We start from the raw sequence: 15473 nt of genomic DNA, 5'->3' as shown, positions 1-15473 counted from the left end.
ACGAATTCAAATCGTGTTGCTTTTTTTTTTTGCAGGTGCTGATGAAGAAGTAGAGGGGAAGAAGGTTAAGCTGTAACTGTGATTGTCTCGGAAATACATTATAGATGTGAAAGCAAAACGAATATTGGAGGAGAATTATGACGAACGACTTTTGGAAGATTATTCGTCGGAAGATTGATTGGCCTGTATTTCTATGGAGTGGTGGCATTTTAATGGCATTCGTGCTGTTTTCGATTTTTAAAGTGGACCAGGTCAGCAACTTTGTGAATAAGGGATTCGATTTATCCATTCGCTACTTTGGGGCGTATTGGCAATTTCTCATGATGGCCACTTTTGCAGTAGGTGCGGTTTTGGCGTTTTCAAAGTATGGCAAAGTCCGTCTGGGCGATGCAAAGAAGCCTGAGATGTCTTATTTCAAATGGGTGGCCGTCATTTTGACGACGGGCTTAGGCGCGGGCGGTGTCTTTTGGGCGGCGGCAGAGCCTATGTATTATTTTCTGGACGTGCCTCCCATGCATAAAGGGATAGAAGGCGGGACAGTTGAAGCGATTGGGCCTGCATTGGCTCAAAGTTACATGTCATGGGGCTTCACCGCATGGTCTGTCTACGGTGCGATCAGTTCCATCATTTTGATCTATGCGCATAAGCATAAGGGGATGCCGTTGAAACCGAGAACCCTTTTGTATCCGATTTTAAAAGAGAGAATTTTAACGAGCAAATGGGGTACGGCAGCCGATGTATTTTGTATCATAGGTGCTGCCGCTGGTACGATTGGGCCGATCGGTTTTCTCGGGTTGCAAGTCAGCTATGGAGTCAGTGCGATCTTCGGCATACCGGATACATTCGTAACGCAGCTTTCGGTCATCGTTATTTTGACAGGAGTTGTTCTCGTGTCCACCCTTACAGGTATCGAGAAGGGGATACAATTCTTAAGTAAACTGAACGTGAACTTAGTGGCGATAATTGCCGTCTTCCTGATCGTATTCGGTCCGGGTCTGTTCATCGTCAACACGTTCATGTCTTCCTTTGGTACGTATGTCAGTGATTTCGTGAGTATCAGTACATTCCGCGGGGATGAGGCATGGCTAGGAAGCTGGATGCTCTTCTTCTTCGGATGGTTCATAGGATTCGGCCCGTTGGTGGCATTATTCGTTGCAAGAATCTCCAATGGAAGAAAAATCCGTGAAATCTTTTTAGTGGTTGCTGTTATAGCACCTGTCATTACAAACTTTTGGTTCACGGTACTTGGCGGAACGGGTATTTTCTACGAGTTGAACAATACAGGTTCAGTCAGCGGTCCATTGAACGAAGGCGGATTGCCGAGTGCAATTATCGCCATAGCGGAACAAATGCCGCTAGGATTCATCATGCCTACTGTTTTCTTGATTTTGACGACACTATTTGTAGTGACGACAGTGGACTCCATGTCGTATTCGATTTCCATGGCCGTGACGGGCGACGGAAACCCACCAAAAGTCGTTCGTGTATTTTGGGCGGTCATCATGGCCACAATCGCCACGATCCTCATTAAAATCGGCGGCGGAGGAATCGGCGCTTTGCAGTCATTTGTCGTCATTGCCGCAGTTCCAGTATCGTTCCTTTTGATTCTCGTGGTATGGTACGCACCGAAAGTGGCAAAAGTGCTTGCGATCGAACAGGGGATTGTTGAAAAAGAGTAGTTTCTGTTACTATCGGATTTTGTAACAGAACTTACATCGTGAAGAATATAGAACAACGAAACGCGCATTGCTCTTTAGCAATGCGTCAGACTGTAGACAAACTCCAGAAATCATGGGGTTTGCCTACAGTCTTTTTTATTTTTCAACGGAATAAACAATGAAAAGCTGATTTCCGCTGCGAGCGGACGCTTTCCGAGGGGCTTGCTCTCAGCCAATCGAACCACGAAGAGTTCGATTAGCCGTATATTAGCGAACTTTGCTGAAATTAAGGCAGCACTCATCTTCCTCGCGTTGCTCAGTCCAGGGTCTTCGAAAACACGTGCTCCTAACGCTTCGCTTTTGCTGATCCCTCCGGAGTCACCGCTCTCCGCTACAATCAACAGGATCTCCCAACTATCGAATGAGGTGATGAACGGGGACAGATGGAGCTGCGTGCGATTGAACAGGTAGTTCCGCAAGACCATCTGGTTCGTAAATTAGATGCAGCTAGTGATTTTTACTTCATTTATCCATTGGTTGAAAAACTGTATTCGATATACGGGAGACCTAGCATAGATATTGTTGTACTCAATAAATTCAATACACAAAGCACATTTTGGGGTATCCATCGCGTACTATGCGATGGACAAAGAGCCCGCCAACTGAATTCTTTGCTTGTAAGATGTGAATGTCTCATGGGAGATTCAGTTGATTGAAGTGCAGGACGGCGACTCCTGGGGATCAGCGAAAGCCGTAACGAAGAACGGCTTTTGCGAGTAAAAGCGAAGCGTTAGGAGCACGTGTTTTCAAAAAAAACCGGACTGAGCAAAGCGAGGAGGATTAATGATGCCTTAATTTTAGCGAAGTTCACTAAAATACGGCAAATCGAACTCTTCGTCGTTCGATTGGCTGAGGGCAAGCCCCCGGAAAGCGCCCGTCCGGAACGGAGATCAACGGCCTGTTAGCTTTCATTTTCAGAGTCAACGATGCAAAAAAGACAAAAGGAGGGAATCAAATTGATCCCCTACACTTTTGTCTACAGTTTGGCGAAATGCTCTTTAGCAATGCGTTTTTTCTTGAGTTTGTGCATTCAATTAGTACTGCTGTGGTGTATGGAGAGTGGTGGAAGGCAACATATGGAGCAGTCAAGTAATGCAAACACCATGATGAATCGTGGAATTACATTTGAAAATAAATAGAGTGTAGGGGAGTTATTTCATGAAAAAAGAGAGCATGCTATGTAGCAAGCTCTCTTTGCCAATTCTAGTCAAGCTCGTGGGATGCGTCCTCTTCTGAGGTTACCCAATGTTGCGACCAGTTTTCGATTTCTTTTAAAACAGGTGCCATGGCGTGTCCTTTTTCGGTTAAGGAGTATTCAATAATCACAGGAGTTTCAGGAAATACTTCCCGTTTAACAATTCCTTGGCTTTCCAAATCTTTCAAACGATCAGATAAGACCTTTCCGCTGATTCCGACAGCTGACTGAATCTCGCTAAACCGTTGAGTCCCTAATAATAGTTGGTAAATGACTAGCCCCGTCCATCTTTGACTCAGGAGGGAAATGGCTTTTTCGAATTTTGGACATATGGTCGAATATTTCATGGTATATACACCTCTCTACTCCCAGTATAACACGAACTTCATTCTTCTTACATTATAAAACAAATGCACTTGACAATACTTTATTACTGATATATAGTTGGTTACATAAAGTAACTAGATTATAAAAGGAGATTGTAGCAGCATGCGTTGTGTCGAAAATTTATGAACCACTGAATACAAAAATGATAGGAGGATTATGATGAATTTCCATACAAAACCCACAACATTTGTTGGTCACGTCCAAATTAAAGTGAAAAACCTGAAGCAGTCAATATCTTTCTACCAAGACATTCTTGGTTTCGATATCTTGGAGCAAACTCCTTCATCCGTGAAGCTGACTGCGGATGGAAAAACCAGTATCTTGTCTTTGGTGCAGCCGGAAAATGCGGTGCCTAAGCAAGGTAGAACTACAGGATTGTATCACTTTGCAATTCTTTTACCGCAGAGATCGGATTTAGCAGATCTCGTTGTTCATCTATCCAAACAAGGTATTCCGTTAGCATCATCCGATCATCTTGTCAGTGAAGCACTATACCTCAATGACATAGATGGTAACGGTATTGAGATCTATATCGATCGATCTCCTTCTGAATGGAGCTGGGAAGCGGAAGAAGTGAAGATGACAGTAGATCCTCTTGATTTTGATGACTTGCTATCGGCTTCCAGTACCGAATCGTCATGGCAAGGAATGCCGGAAGGAACGGTGATGGGGCATATCCATTTACACGTTTCTGAATTAGTGGAAACTGAAGAGTTCTACGTGAATGGGTTAGGACTCGATGTCGTTAACCGGTACGGCAGGCAGGCATTGTTCCTTTCTTCCGGGAAATACCACCATCATATAGCAGTCAACATATGGAATGGGGAGGGAGCTCCGGCGCCATCTCATAATAGTGTAGGTCTGCAATCCTTTACGCTCGTTTTACCTGATGAAGATGTGCGATTGGAAACCATCAAGAATATTAACCGCATTGGCGGAAATGTGAAGGAAGAAGACCGTCGCTATATCACATCCGATCCTTCAGGAAATCGAATCGTATTAGAGGTATAAGCAGGCTGGCTAAAGAAGAAAGAATAGGATGGTGTCAAGGAAATGGGTTTTTTTACAAGAATACTCACTAAAAAAAACAAGGAGGAAAACAACATGAATACAATGAATATCGGAATTATCTTAGGGAGTACGCGTGAAGGTCGAGTTAGCCCGCAAGTTGGGGAATGGGTGAAAGGGATTGCAGACAAACGGGGAGATGCCAATTATGAAATCATCGATATCGCTGAATTCCAATTGCCGTTCTTAGGGACAACTGATGGGACGGAGCCGGGAATTACGGCTTGGAATGACAAGCTTGCTAGTTTGGATGGCTTTGTATTTGTTGTCGCGGAGTACAATCATAGTATTTCAGGAGCGCTGAAAAATGCTTTGGATTTTGCGCGTGAGGCATGGAATAACAAAGCCGCGGGAATTGTGAGTTATGGTTCAACAGGAGGTGCTCGAGCAGCAGAACATTTGCGAGGTATCATGGGAGAACTCATGATTGCAGATGTGCGCACCCATCCTACGCTCTCTCTCTTTACGGACTTTGAAAACGGATCTGTATTGAAGCCGCAAGAACTACATTTAGATAATGTGAACTTAATGCTCGATCAGGTAATTGCTTGGAGCGGCGCATTAAAAACATTGAGATAACATTTAAAATCCGATCAATGAAAACATACAAGTAAGCTCTGAGCATTCCGCTCGGAGCTTTTTTAGGTATTCATCTAAAAAAACACTTACATCATTCGGGAAAGTTCTGCTATAGTAATACAGACCGGTTGGTATGTCGAAGGAAGGAAGAGAATTGTGGATACAAAAACACGAATGATTGAAACGGCGACAACGCTTTTTCAGCAGAGAGGCTACAAATCCGTAGGGTTGAACGAATTGCTGCAAGCTTGCGGAATTACGAAGGGAGCACTCTATCACCATTTTCCAGCAGGTAAGGAAGAGTTGCTCATTGCATGTTTACATTCGCTCAACCAGACGCTCACTAGAGATATTGAATTGGTCTTTCACGGCACTGCTTCTACAGAAGCGGCAGCGCGTGCGGTTATTGGCGAGATGATCAGCGATTTGGATCGGGATGGAACGATTGCGGGATATACGTTCAGCAGTATCGTAAGTGAGATGTCTCTGCTTAGCGAACCTGCTCGTGAAGCTTGCAGAGCGCTTTATGAACAAATCGAATCCATCTTCTGTGCCAAATTACTTGAAGACGGTTTTTCAAGTGATCGTGCGTCCTCCGTTGCATTGTTCTTGACTGCATCCATAGAAGGCGGATTGCTCCTGTGTCGTGCGCAAAACTCTTCTCTCCCTTTACAAACGATATCGAACGTCATACCTCAATTGATGAAGGAGTTTTAAAAAGTATGGTGAAGGAACGAGAAATTAAAAGAGGATTTATCATGTTGGCGTTATTCACGGCAGGGTTTGTCGGGTTGTTCAGCGAGACCGCCTTGAATATTGCGCTAGGCGAACTCAGCCACATTTTTCAAGTAAGTACAACTGCAATTCAATGGCTGGCTACAGGCTACTTCTTGACGCTCGGAATACTTGTTCCGATTACAGGGAATCTGATGCAAAAATTTACAACACGTCAGCTTTTCATCGCATCGCTGACTTTATCGATAATAGGAACGGGTACTGCTGCAGTTGCGCCTGTCTTTAGTGTCCTGATCATTGCACGTGTCATTCAGGCAGCAGGCCTTGCCATCGTGTTACCGTTGACACAAAATGTGATTTTCACGATTTATCCGCCGAACGAACGCGGAGGCGCTATGGGAATCATGGGTCTGGTGATCCTGGCTGGACCTACACTAGGGCCTACCCTCGCAGGACTGATCCTGGATACACTCTCGTGGCATTGGATTTTTGGAGTTACGTTACCGGTACTGCTGTTTTCTTTAGTATTCGGGTACATCTTCATCCCGAATGTAAATGAAGTTCGGGAAACTCGAATCGACAGTCTATCAGTCATCTTATCCACTCTTGGTTTCGGTGGGTTGGTGTACGGATTTAGCAGCAGCGGGGACTATGGATGGGGAAGTATGACGGTAATCGGAACAATCGTCATCGGACTTGTTGCACTCGTATTATTCGTTGTCCGACAGATGAAGCTCGAATCACCGATGCTGAACTTGCAAGTTTTCAAACATCCCCAATTTGTAATAGGTTTCACTATGAATAGTATTACGTTCTTCAGTATGCTTTCCATGCTCGTGGTTTTACCGATGTATATGCAAGTGGTACTCATCATTTCGGCTTTTGCAACAGGACTGGTCTTGCTGCCGGGAAGTTTGTTGAATTGCATTCTGGCTCCTCCGATTGGACGCTTATTCGACCGGTATGGCCCGCGTGCAATCATTACACCAGGAACGCTGCTCGTAGTGGCAGGATATGCCCTCTATTCTCAATATGGAACAGAAACAGCTTTGTGGATGATGGTTGTTACACATATCGTGATGATGCTTGGCGTAGGTATGACGATCGGAGCGGTTCAGACGAATACGTTGAATGCCTTACCGAAACGGCTCTATCCGGATGGCATTGCGGTTACCCAAACCTCACAGCAAGTATCAGGGGCTGTCGGAATCGCCATTATGATTTCAATACTATCTGCTAAACAAGTAGCAGCTTTAGCGGAGGGTGCAACCTTAATGGCGGCTACCGCGGCAGGTACTTCTATGGTATTTACGTTCAGTTTAGTGCTGGCTGTCATGAATGTGGTGCTGTCTCTCTTCTTGAAGAAAACGCAATAATACTTGCACACCGATCGAATTGGATCGTTGAGAAAAGCTGGTTCTGCTAATTAGGCGGAATCAGCTTTTTTGCGTCCAAAATCTTTCATAGTCAAATTAACCTTTGAGATTAGAACAATTGAACCTGGGTAAATGAAGTAGTATCTATGTTTTATGGAAAGATGGCTTGTCGGACGAAGATGAATAGGATAATGGCTTTGTAACCTGAACAGCCAAATTTTACGAAAGTATGAAGAAGGAGGAATCCAGGTTTGAAGAAAAACTATGATGTGATTGTAATCGGCACTGGAACAGCAGGATCGAGTACTGCTCAAGCTTGTAAAAAAGCGGGTTGGACGGTGGCCATTGTTGAAAGTCGTACATATGGCGGAACATGTTCCCAGCGGGGGTGTGATCCGAAAAAAGTGTTAGTAGGAGCAGCGGAATGGATGGATTGGAAGGAGAGGATGACAGGAAAAGGACTCTCGGGAGATACACGAATTGATTGGAAAGAGTTGATGGCGTTTAAGAAAACGTTTACGGAGTCCATTCCTGAAAACACCGAAAAGAAATTTAAGGAGCTCGGGATTGATTGTTATCATGGCCATGCAAAATTCCAGTCGAAAACTCAAATAAGAATAGGTGAGGACGTGCTTACCGGAAAGAAAATCGTTATCGCGACGGGAGCACAACCTGTGAAATTAGGACTCAAAGGCGAGGAGTTAATGATTCACAGTGATGATTTCCTCGATCTTGAAGAGATGCCGAAGAAGATTCTCTTTGCAGGCGGCGGGTATATCTCGATGGAATTCGCACATCTCGCAGCACGTGCTGGTGCAGAAGTGGAAGTGATCCATGGCGGGGAACGTCCTCTTGAACAATTCGATCCGGATTTAGTAGATCTTCTTGTAAAACGTTCTCAGCAGGTAGGCATGAAAATCCACCTGAATACGCGCGTCGAATCTATTGAAAAGAACGGAAAAACGTATACGGTAACAGCTGAAAAAGACGGCGCAAAGCAAACCTTTACAGGCGACTTAGTTGTCCATGGATTGGGACGCGCGCCTGCGCTCGATATCGATCCTGCAAAAGGGAATGTCGATCTTGGAGAAAAAGGGGGCGTGCATGTCAATGAATACTTGCAAAGCGTCAGTAATCCTGACGTTTACGCTGCGGGAGATGCAGCCGAAACCTCAGCGCCGCCATTGACTCCGATCTCTTCAAGGGATTCAGATGCAGTCATCCGAAATCTATTGCATGGCAACAGTACGCCTATTGAATATCCGGTTGTCCCATCTGTTGCATTTACAGTCCCGAAAATCGGTTCTGTCGGGTTGACAGAAGAAGAGGCAAGAAAGTCCACTCAAAAAACCAAAGTGACGTACCGGGAAATATCGGATTGGTTTACGTTTAAAAGGACAAACGAGCAAGCAGCTGCCTTCAAGCTCATTACGGATGCCGAGAAAGGAACCGTCCTGGGTGCACATATTTTAGGCGGAAATGCAGATGATCTCATCAATCATTTCTCCACAGCCATTCGCCTGGAGTTAACTTTTGAAGACATGAAGAAAACGATTTTCGCTTATCCTACAGCTGCTTCCGATATTGGATCCATGTTGAATGAGGTCGATTGAAACACTAAAAGGATCCCCCCGCCATTCCATTTGAATGGCGGGGGGATCCTACATACTTAAAATTATTTCTTCGACCAATCTGTATGGAACGATCCATCTTTATCGATGCGCTCATACGTATGCGCACCGAAATAATCCCGTTGCGCTTGTATCAGGTTAGCCGGCAGCGTCGCTGTCCGGTAACTATCATAATAAGCAAGTGCACTAGAGAATGCAGGAGTCGGAACGCCTTGTTTGATCGCTAAGGCAAGTACTTCACGAAGTGATGACTGATACTCGCCAACAATTTTCGTGAAATAAGGGTCTACCAACAAGTTCGGCAACTCCGGATTCTTATCGAATGCATCCTTGATATTTTGTAGGAACTGCGCACGGATAATGCAACCTCCACGGAAAATCATCGCAACTTCCCCATATGGAATGTCCCACCCGTACTGTACGGATGCGGCACGCATTTGAGCGAAACCTTGGGCATACGAACAAATCTTACTCATATACAGAGCTTTTCGGATTGCTTCAATCATCTCATTGCGATCCCCCGCAAATGGTTTTGCTTCGGGACCTGTCAAGCATTGGCTCGCAGCAACACGTTCTTCTTTAATAGAAGAAATGAACCGTGCAAAGACGGATTCCGTCACGATTGGGAGTGAAATCCCTAAGTCCAATGCATTTTGGCTTGTCCACTTGCCTGTCCCTTTTTGTCCGGCTTTGTCTAAAATCTGGTCTAGCAGCGGATTACCCGTCTCTTCGTCCACCTTCCCAAAAATCTCGGAAGTGATTTCGATCAAGTAACTATTCAGTTCGCCTTTGTTCCACTCTGCGAATGTGTCATGCAATTCTGCAGACGTCAACCCGAGAGCGTGCTTCATGATGAAATAGGCTTCGGAAATCAGTTGCATATCCCCGTATTCAATTCCGTTATGTACCATCTTCACATAATGGCCAGCTCCTTCAGGGCCCATGTGGGCACTGCATGGCGTGCTATCGACTTTCGCTGAAATGGCATCCAGGATCGGTTTAACTTGTTCATACGCTTCTTTCGGTCCTCCTGGCATAAGGGAAGGGCCCAATCTTGCACCTTCTTCGCCGCCTGAGACGCCTGTACCGATGAAATGGATACCTGACGCTTTTAACTCGGCAGTCCGACGATTCGTATCTTCAAAAAATGTATTGCCGCCATCAATTAAAATATCGCCCGTTGTTAGGTGTGGAAGGAGGGATTGGATGACAGAATCTGTCGTCTCGCCGGCTTTCACCATCATCAAAATTTTGCGTGGGGCTGCAATCGACGCGACAAATTGCTCAAGAGTGGAAGCCCCGATAATGTTTTTTCCTTTTGCTTCATTGGCAATGAATTCGTCCGTCCGATCTGTCCAGTAGTCATAGACCGCTACAGGGAATCCTTTACTCTCCATGTTCAACGCCAAGTTCAATCCCATGACGCCAAGTCCGATTACACCGATTTGCTGATTGCTCATAGTCATCCTCCGTTCTGAATTCAGTAACTAGTAATCTCCGTTAACCGTTCTTCCAGTTGCTTCTTTTCATCCTCGAATCCCTCTTTGCCAAGCAGCGCAAACATGTTCTTCTTGTATGCTTCAACCCCTGGCTGGTCAAACGGATTCACGCCAAGTAACGTCCCGCTGATAGCGCACGCTTTTTCAAAGAAATAGACGAGCTCCCCAAATGTGTATGCATTTAACTCGTCCAACTCGATCAGCAAGTTCGGAACGTCTCCATCAATATGTGCAAGAGTCGTACCGAGTGCCGCCATTTTGTTCACTTCGTCCATCGTTTTTCCCGATAAGAAATTCAACCCATCAATGTTGGTAGCATCCGCTTGGATTGTCCGTTCAACTGGCGATTTCTTGATTTGCAACACGGTTTCGATGAATAACCGACGACCTTCTTGAACGTATTGTCCCATGGAATGTAAATCCGTCGTGAAGTTGACTGAAGCAGGGAAGAGACCTTTTACGTCTTTTCCTTCACTTTCTCCGAAAAGTTGCTTCCACCATTCTGCAACATAATGGAGACCCGGTTCGTAGGTCACTAATAACTCAATGGATTTTCCTTTGCTGTTGAAGATATTTCGAACCGCAGCGTATTGATAGCTCCCGTTTGTCGCAAGATCAGGATTATTATACTCATAGTAAGCGGCTTTAGCACCCGCCATCATCTGGTCAATATCAAGACCTGCAACAGCGATTGGAAGTAAGCCTACGGGTGTAAGTACTGAGTAACGTCCTCCGATATCTTCAGGAATGACGAAGGTCTCATATCCTTCCTCGGTCGCGAGCTTGCGAAGCGCGCCATCTGTTTTGTCCGTCGTCACGTAAATTCTTTTGCGTGCTTCTTCCTCCCCGTATTTTTTCTCCATGAATTCACGGAAAATCCGGAAAGCCAATGCAGGTTCAGTCGTTGTCCCTGATTTAGAAATGACATTGATGGAAATATCCTTTCCTTCTAATACTTGCAGAAGGTGTTCGATATAGATGGAGCTGATATTCTGTCCTGCGAAATACACTTCAGTATTGCCCGCCATTTGGTTATGGAATGTATGCGAAAGGGCTTCGATCGCAGCCTTGGAGCCAAGATACGAACCGCCGATCCCGATGACAATCAGTGCATCCGATTGGTGTTGAATCCTGGAAGCAGCCGATTTCACTCGTTCGAACTCTTCTCTATCATACTCGATCGGCCAATTCACCCATCCAAGATAATCCGATCCAGGACCACGCTGGCCGTGGATTTGGTTATGTGCCTGCTTTACAAATTCACTGAAATTATCCATCTCCGTACTTTTCATGAACGACATTGCGTTTGTATATTCAAATGTAACTGACATGTGCTGTATCTCCTTTTATGTGAAAGGCGGTCTCATTACCACCAGTTGACGTGATCTTTTGCAAGTAACTGTTTTGCTTCTTTCGGTCCCGTTGAGCCGGCGGCATACGAGACTAACGGTAAACGATTTTCTTCGAACGCTTCCAGTAATGGCTGAATCCATTGCCAAGACAACTCGACTTCTTTCCAATTGGCAAAGAAGGTTGCATTGCCGAGCATGGCGTCATGCAGTAGAAGTTCGTAAGCTTCTGGCTGATTGCTTGAATTTGTAGTGAACGTGATTGTGGACGGTTGGAAACGATTTGTAGAAGGGTCTTTCATGTTCACCTGTAACGAAATGCTTTCATTCGGACTGATTTCAAGGATCAACAGATTCGGAGCCAGTCCTTCAGGATGATAGTCTTCCATTAGCGTCGGACGTTCCTTGAATTCAAAGACGATGCGTGTCGATTTTTTATCCAACCGTTTACCGGTCCGTATATAGAAAGGAATCCCTTTCCAAAACTCGTTGTCGATAAATAAGCGGGCAGCGATATACGTATCATTCATGGATGAGTTCGGGACACCCGGTTCTTCGCGATAAGCAGGAACGTCGATGCCGAAGATCTCCCCCTTATCGTATTGTGCACGAATCAGGTCGGTTTGTAAGTTTTCCTCATGAATCGGACGCAAGGCTTCCATGATTTCCACTTTTTTTGTACGGATTTCCTCAGGTTGAGCCTTTTTAGGCAGATGGAGTGCGGTCATCATGACGAGTTGGAGCATATGGTTTTGCACCATGTCGCGAATTGCGCCCGCCTTGTCGTAATAAGGAGCACGAGTTTCGACGCCAACCGTTTCGCTGGCAGTAATCTGCACATTCGCTATCAGTTTGTGATTGAATAACGAATCCAATACAGGATTGACGAGGATCAACGTCTCCAGATTTTGGACCATCGGCTTCCCGAGGTAATGATCGATTCTATAGATTTCGTCTTCATGGAACGCGGTCCGTAACTTTTCGTTTAAATCGCGGGCAGATGCTAAATCACTTCCGAAAGGTTTTTCTACAATAAGCCGTTTCCATCCAGAGGTTTGAATGATGCCACTTGTATTGAGATTAGAGGTAATGACATCGATCAGACTTGGAGCAACGGACAAGTAGAATAAGCGGTTTTCAGGGATAGCCAATTCACGTTCCCGTTGTCCGATGAGTTCGTTCAACTTTTTATAAGACGTTATCTCTGTTGCGTCGAATGTACAGTATCTGAAGGAGTTTAGAAATGGTTGTAACCCTTCGTCTTCAACGTTCCCTCTTGAGTATGTCCGTAGTGATTGTTCCACCTTTGTCTGAAAAACATCATCGGTGTATGGGGTACGTCCCAGTCCAATAACTGAAAAAGCTTTTGGCATTTTGTTCTCGACATACAAATTATATAATGCAGGAAATAACTTTCGCTTGGCCAAATCACCTGTAGCGCCAAACAAAACAACTGTCATCCCTTGCGCATTTCGTTCGCTGTGCTCTTCAGTTTGTGAAGAGAAATTATTGAATTGCATAGGTTTCCCCTCCAATGGGTGAATAGTAATCCCGGTATTTAAAAATACACCAGTACTTAGTATAAGAGTACCGCGTGAGAAATGTAAGTACGCAGTTTTAAAACAAATAGTTCAAAAAAGTATACTGTGAAGAATGACGAATACTCAGAACAGAAGTAAGCGTTCATCATTTAAAGGTTTTTCATGGATTTGCAGTATAGTTACTTTTGGAAAATGACGATAATCTTAGTTTTAAAATTCATATGCAAACTGTCTTCTCTTTTATGAAGTGGAAAGGAATCCTTCTATATAAATCCATTCAGACAGTATACTCCTTGTCAGTATGTGATTTTAAAGTGCGTACTTCTCAAAGGATAACTATAGATTTACACTGAGTGAGCACTGAAAAAACATATAAAAGGAGAACAAATATATGAAATTACAATTAGCATTGGATCTTGTCGACATCCCGGGAGCAATCCAAGTCGTTAAAGAAGTTGGAGAATTTATCGATATCGTAGAAATCGGAACTCCAGTTATCAACAAAGAAGGACTCGCTGCAGTGAAAGAAGTCAAAGCGGCCTTTCCTGATTTGGAAGTTCTCGCAGATGTGAAAATCATGGACGCAGCAGGATATGAAGTTGGGAATGCTTCTGAAGCTGGAGCGGATATCGTAACCATTCTTGCTCAAGCAGAAGATTCGTCCATTCGCGGCGCTGTCGAAGAAGCTAAAAAACTTGGTAAGCAGATTTTGGTTGATATGATTGCAGTCAAAGATATTAAAACACGTGCTGCAGAGCTCGATCAGTTGGGTGCAGATTACATTTGTGTCCACACAGGGTATGATCTCCAAGCGGAAGGAAAAGATTCATTTGAAGACCTCCGTACGATAAAGAGCGTTGTAAAAAATGCAAAAACGGCAATCGCCGGTGGGATTAAGCTAGAAACACTTCCACAAGTGATCCAAGCTCAACCGGATCTCATTATTGTAGGTGGCGGAATCACTGGCAAAGAAGATAAGAAAGCAGCAGCGCAACAAATCAAACAGATGATCGAACAAGGCGCGTTCGTATAATATGAACGCAACTGCCTACACACAGGAAATACTGGATGAACTGAAACGTACCCTCTCACTTATGAATGACGGAGACACTGAAAACTTAGCCGACACCATTCTTCACGCGAATAAGATTTTCGTAGCAGGTGGAGGACGTTCTGGTTTTATGGCCAAAGCATTTGTGATGCGTATGATGCATATCGGCCTTGAAGCATACGTTGTAGGCGAAACCGTAACTCCTAACTTGGAAGCCGAGGATCTCTTCATTGTAGGCACTGGATCGGGCGAAACGGGTAGCTTGGTTGCGATGACAGAGAAAGCTAAAAGCATCGGCGCAACGATTGCAGCTGTTACAACCAATCCGTCCTCAACAATAGGAAAGTTGGCGGATCATACAATCGAAATTCCTGCTCAATCGAAAGCACATAGCGCAAGTGGAATATCCATTCAGCCAATGGGCTCACTGTTTGAACAAGCGCTACTCTTGTTCTACGATGGTCTCATTTTGTGTGTGATGGAGAAAAGTGACTCGCACTCTGATATTATGTACGGTCGTCACGCGAATTTAGAATAGAAGTGTTGAACAGCCTGAGCCTGATTACTATGGTGACTCAGGCTTTTTCATCTGAAAATGGGGTTCCTTAAAACAGGTAGATGGCGAATGTGCAAGGGAGACGGTATAGTTTGTATAGAATCTAATAATGAATGGGTGGTCGTTAATGATGAAAATGTATGATGTAACGAGTTCAATTTATGAGGGAATGACGGTCTATAAAAACAAGCCGGAAAAGCAGCCTGAATTGAAACGGGTGACCAATGGCTACGTTACAGAAACGCGCTTGGAATTGGATGTGCACACGGGTACTCACATTGATGCACCGCTTCATATGGTTGTAGAAGGTGATACCTTTGAGACGCTTCCGCTAACCAATCTTGTCGGACCATGTAAAGTGATCGATGTAACAACTGTCGGGTCCGGAGTTACAAAAGCAGACTTGGAAGGATTCAACCTTGAGAAGAACGATTTTGTTTTATTGAAGACAAAGAACTCTTTTGAAGAACAATTTGATTTTGACTTCGTTTACTTGGCGGCTGATGGTGCGGAGTATCTCGCTGAAATTGGCATACGCGGAATCGGAATCGATGCGCTTGGAATTGAAAGAAGCCAAGAAGGACATCCGACTCACAAAACGTTATTTGCAAGTGACATCATTATCATTGAAGGACTTCGGTTGAAAGAAGTGGAACAAGGGGACTACTTCATGGTTGCAGCTCCTCTTAAGTTAGTAGGTACGGACGCATCTCCAGCAAGGGTGTTATTGTTTGAAGGTCTTCAATGAAGAATTTGGAGATTTTAGGAATTCGTTAAGTGGTAAAGGA

Annotated in this window: 13 protein-coding genes and 1 pseudogene; 10 read left to right on the top strand and 4 right to left on the bottom strand. The window is 44.6% G+C overall.

Features of this window, described 5'->3' with window-relative positions; all coding sequences use genetic code 11:
• The first annotated feature begins 137 nt into the window (after window positions 1-137).
• Complete coding sequence (locus H9659_RS07550) at window positions 138-1679, top strand: BCCT family transporter (RefSeq protein WP_191689327.1); 1542 nt, start codon at window positions 138-140, stop codon at window positions 1677-1679.
• 422 nt (window positions 1680-2101) lie between these two features.
• Window positions 2102-2284, top strand: a pseudogene (locus H9659_RS15405) (IS5/IS1182 family transposase); the annotation flags it as partial.
• 637 nt (window positions 2285-2921) lie between these two features.
• Here the strand turns inward: H9659_RS15405 and H9659_RS07545 are convergent.
• Complete coding sequence (locus H9659_RS07545; RefSeq protein WP_191689326.1) at window positions 2922-3260, bottom strand: winged helix-turn-helix transcriptional regulator; 339 nt, start codon at window positions 3258-3260, stop codon at window positions 2922-2924.
• Window positions 3261-3459: 199 nt separating this feature from the next.
• Here H9659_RS07545 and H9659_RS07540 point away from each other — a divergent pair, with 199 nt between their 5' ends.
• From H9659_RS07540 to H9659_RS07520, 5 genes are all read left to right on the top strand, one after another.
• Window positions 3460-4311, top strand: coding sequence for a VOC family protein (locus H9659_RS07540; protein ID WP_191689325.1), 852 nt, complete (start codon window positions 3460-3462; stop codon window positions 4309-4311).
• A 42-nt stretch (window positions 4312-4353) separates the two neighbouring features.
• A complete protein-coding gene (locus tag H9659_RS07535; RefSeq protein WP_191689324.1) occupies window positions 4354-4947 on the top strand; it encodes an NADPH-dependent FMN reductase in 594 nt (197 codons plus the stop codon).
• A gap of 156 nt (window positions 4948-5103) precedes the next feature.
• Entirely contained in the window at window positions 5104-5664 is a 561-nt protein-coding gene (locus H9659_RS07530; protein ID WP_191689323.1) for a TetR/AcrR family transcriptional regulator, read from the top strand.
• A 5-nt stretch (window positions 5665-5669) separates the two neighbouring features.
• Window positions 5670-7058, top strand: a complete 1389-nt coding sequence (locus H9659_RS07525) for a DHA2 family efflux MFS transporter permease subunit (RefSeq protein WP_191689322.1) — start codon at window positions 5670-5672, stop codon at window positions 7056-7058.
• A gap of 251 nt (window positions 7059-7309) precedes the next feature.
• Window positions 7310-8671: a dihydrolipoyl dehydrogenase family protein gene (locus H9659_RS07520; RefSeq protein ID WP_191689321.1), complete on the top strand. Its 1362-nt coding sequence runs from the start codon at window positions 7310-7312 to the stop codon at window positions 8669-8671.
• 62 nt (window positions 8672-8733) lie between these two features.
• Here H9659_RS07520 and gndA read toward each other — a convergent pair whose 3' ends face one another.
• From gndA to zwf, 3 genes are read right to left on the bottom strand one after another with little or no spacing between them, the layout of a single operon-like run.
• The gene (gene gndA, locus H9659_RS07515) at window positions 8734-10149 is read right to left on the bottom strand and encodes an NADP-dependent phosphogluconate dehydrogenase (RefSeq protein ID WP_191689320.1); all 1416 of its coding nucleotides are present in this window, start codon (window positions 10147-10149) and stop codon (window positions 8734-8736) included.
• A gap of 20 nt (window positions 10150-10169) precedes the next feature.
• Window positions 10170-11519: a glucose-6-phosphate isomerase gene (locus H9659_RS07510; RefSeq protein ID WP_191689319.1), complete on the bottom strand. Its 1350-nt coding sequence runs from the start codon at window positions 11517-11519 to the stop codon at window positions 10170-10172.
• Window positions 11520-11554: 35 nt separating this feature from the next.
• On the bottom strand, window positions 11555-13057 hold the full coding sequence (gene zwf, locus H9659_RS07505) for a glucose-6-phosphate dehydrogenase (protein WP_191689318.1): 1503 nt from the start codon (window positions 13055-13057) through the stop codon (window positions 11555-11557).
• A gap of 412 nt (window positions 13058-13469) precedes the next feature.
• On the opposite strand from zwf, the gene hxlA reads away from it, so the two are divergent.
• From hxlA to H9659_RS07490, 3 genes are all read left to right on the top strand, one after another.
• The gene (gene hxlA, locus H9659_RS07500; protein WP_191689317.1) at window positions 13470-14111 is read left to right on the top strand and encodes a 3-hexulose-6-phosphate synthase; all 642 of its coding nucleotides are present in this window, start codon (window positions 13470-13472) and stop codon (window positions 14109-14111) included.
• Between the two features lies 1 nt (window position 14112).
• Window positions 14113-14667: a 6-phospho-3-hexuloisomerase gene (gene hxlB, locus H9659_RS07495; RefSeq protein WP_191689316.1), complete on the top strand. Its 555-nt coding sequence runs from the start codon at window positions 14113-14115 to the stop codon at window positions 14665-14667.
• A gap of 148 nt (window positions 14668-14815) precedes the next feature.
• On the top strand, window positions 14816-15433 hold the full coding sequence (locus tag H9659_RS07490) for a cyclase family protein (protein ID WP_191689414.1): 618 nt from the start codon (window positions 14816-14818) through the stop codon (window positions 15431-15433).
• Window positions 15434-15473: the final 40 nt, after the last annotated feature.

The sequence above is a fragment of the Sporosarcina gallistercoris genome (assembly GCF_014836415.1).
Lineage (GTDB): Bacteria > Bacillota > Bacilli > Bacillales_A > Planococcaceae > Sporosarcina > Sporosarcina gallistercoris.
The sequence above is the reverse complement of the archived record's forward strand: the minus strand, read 5'-3'. Positions and strand labels throughout refer to the sequence as shown.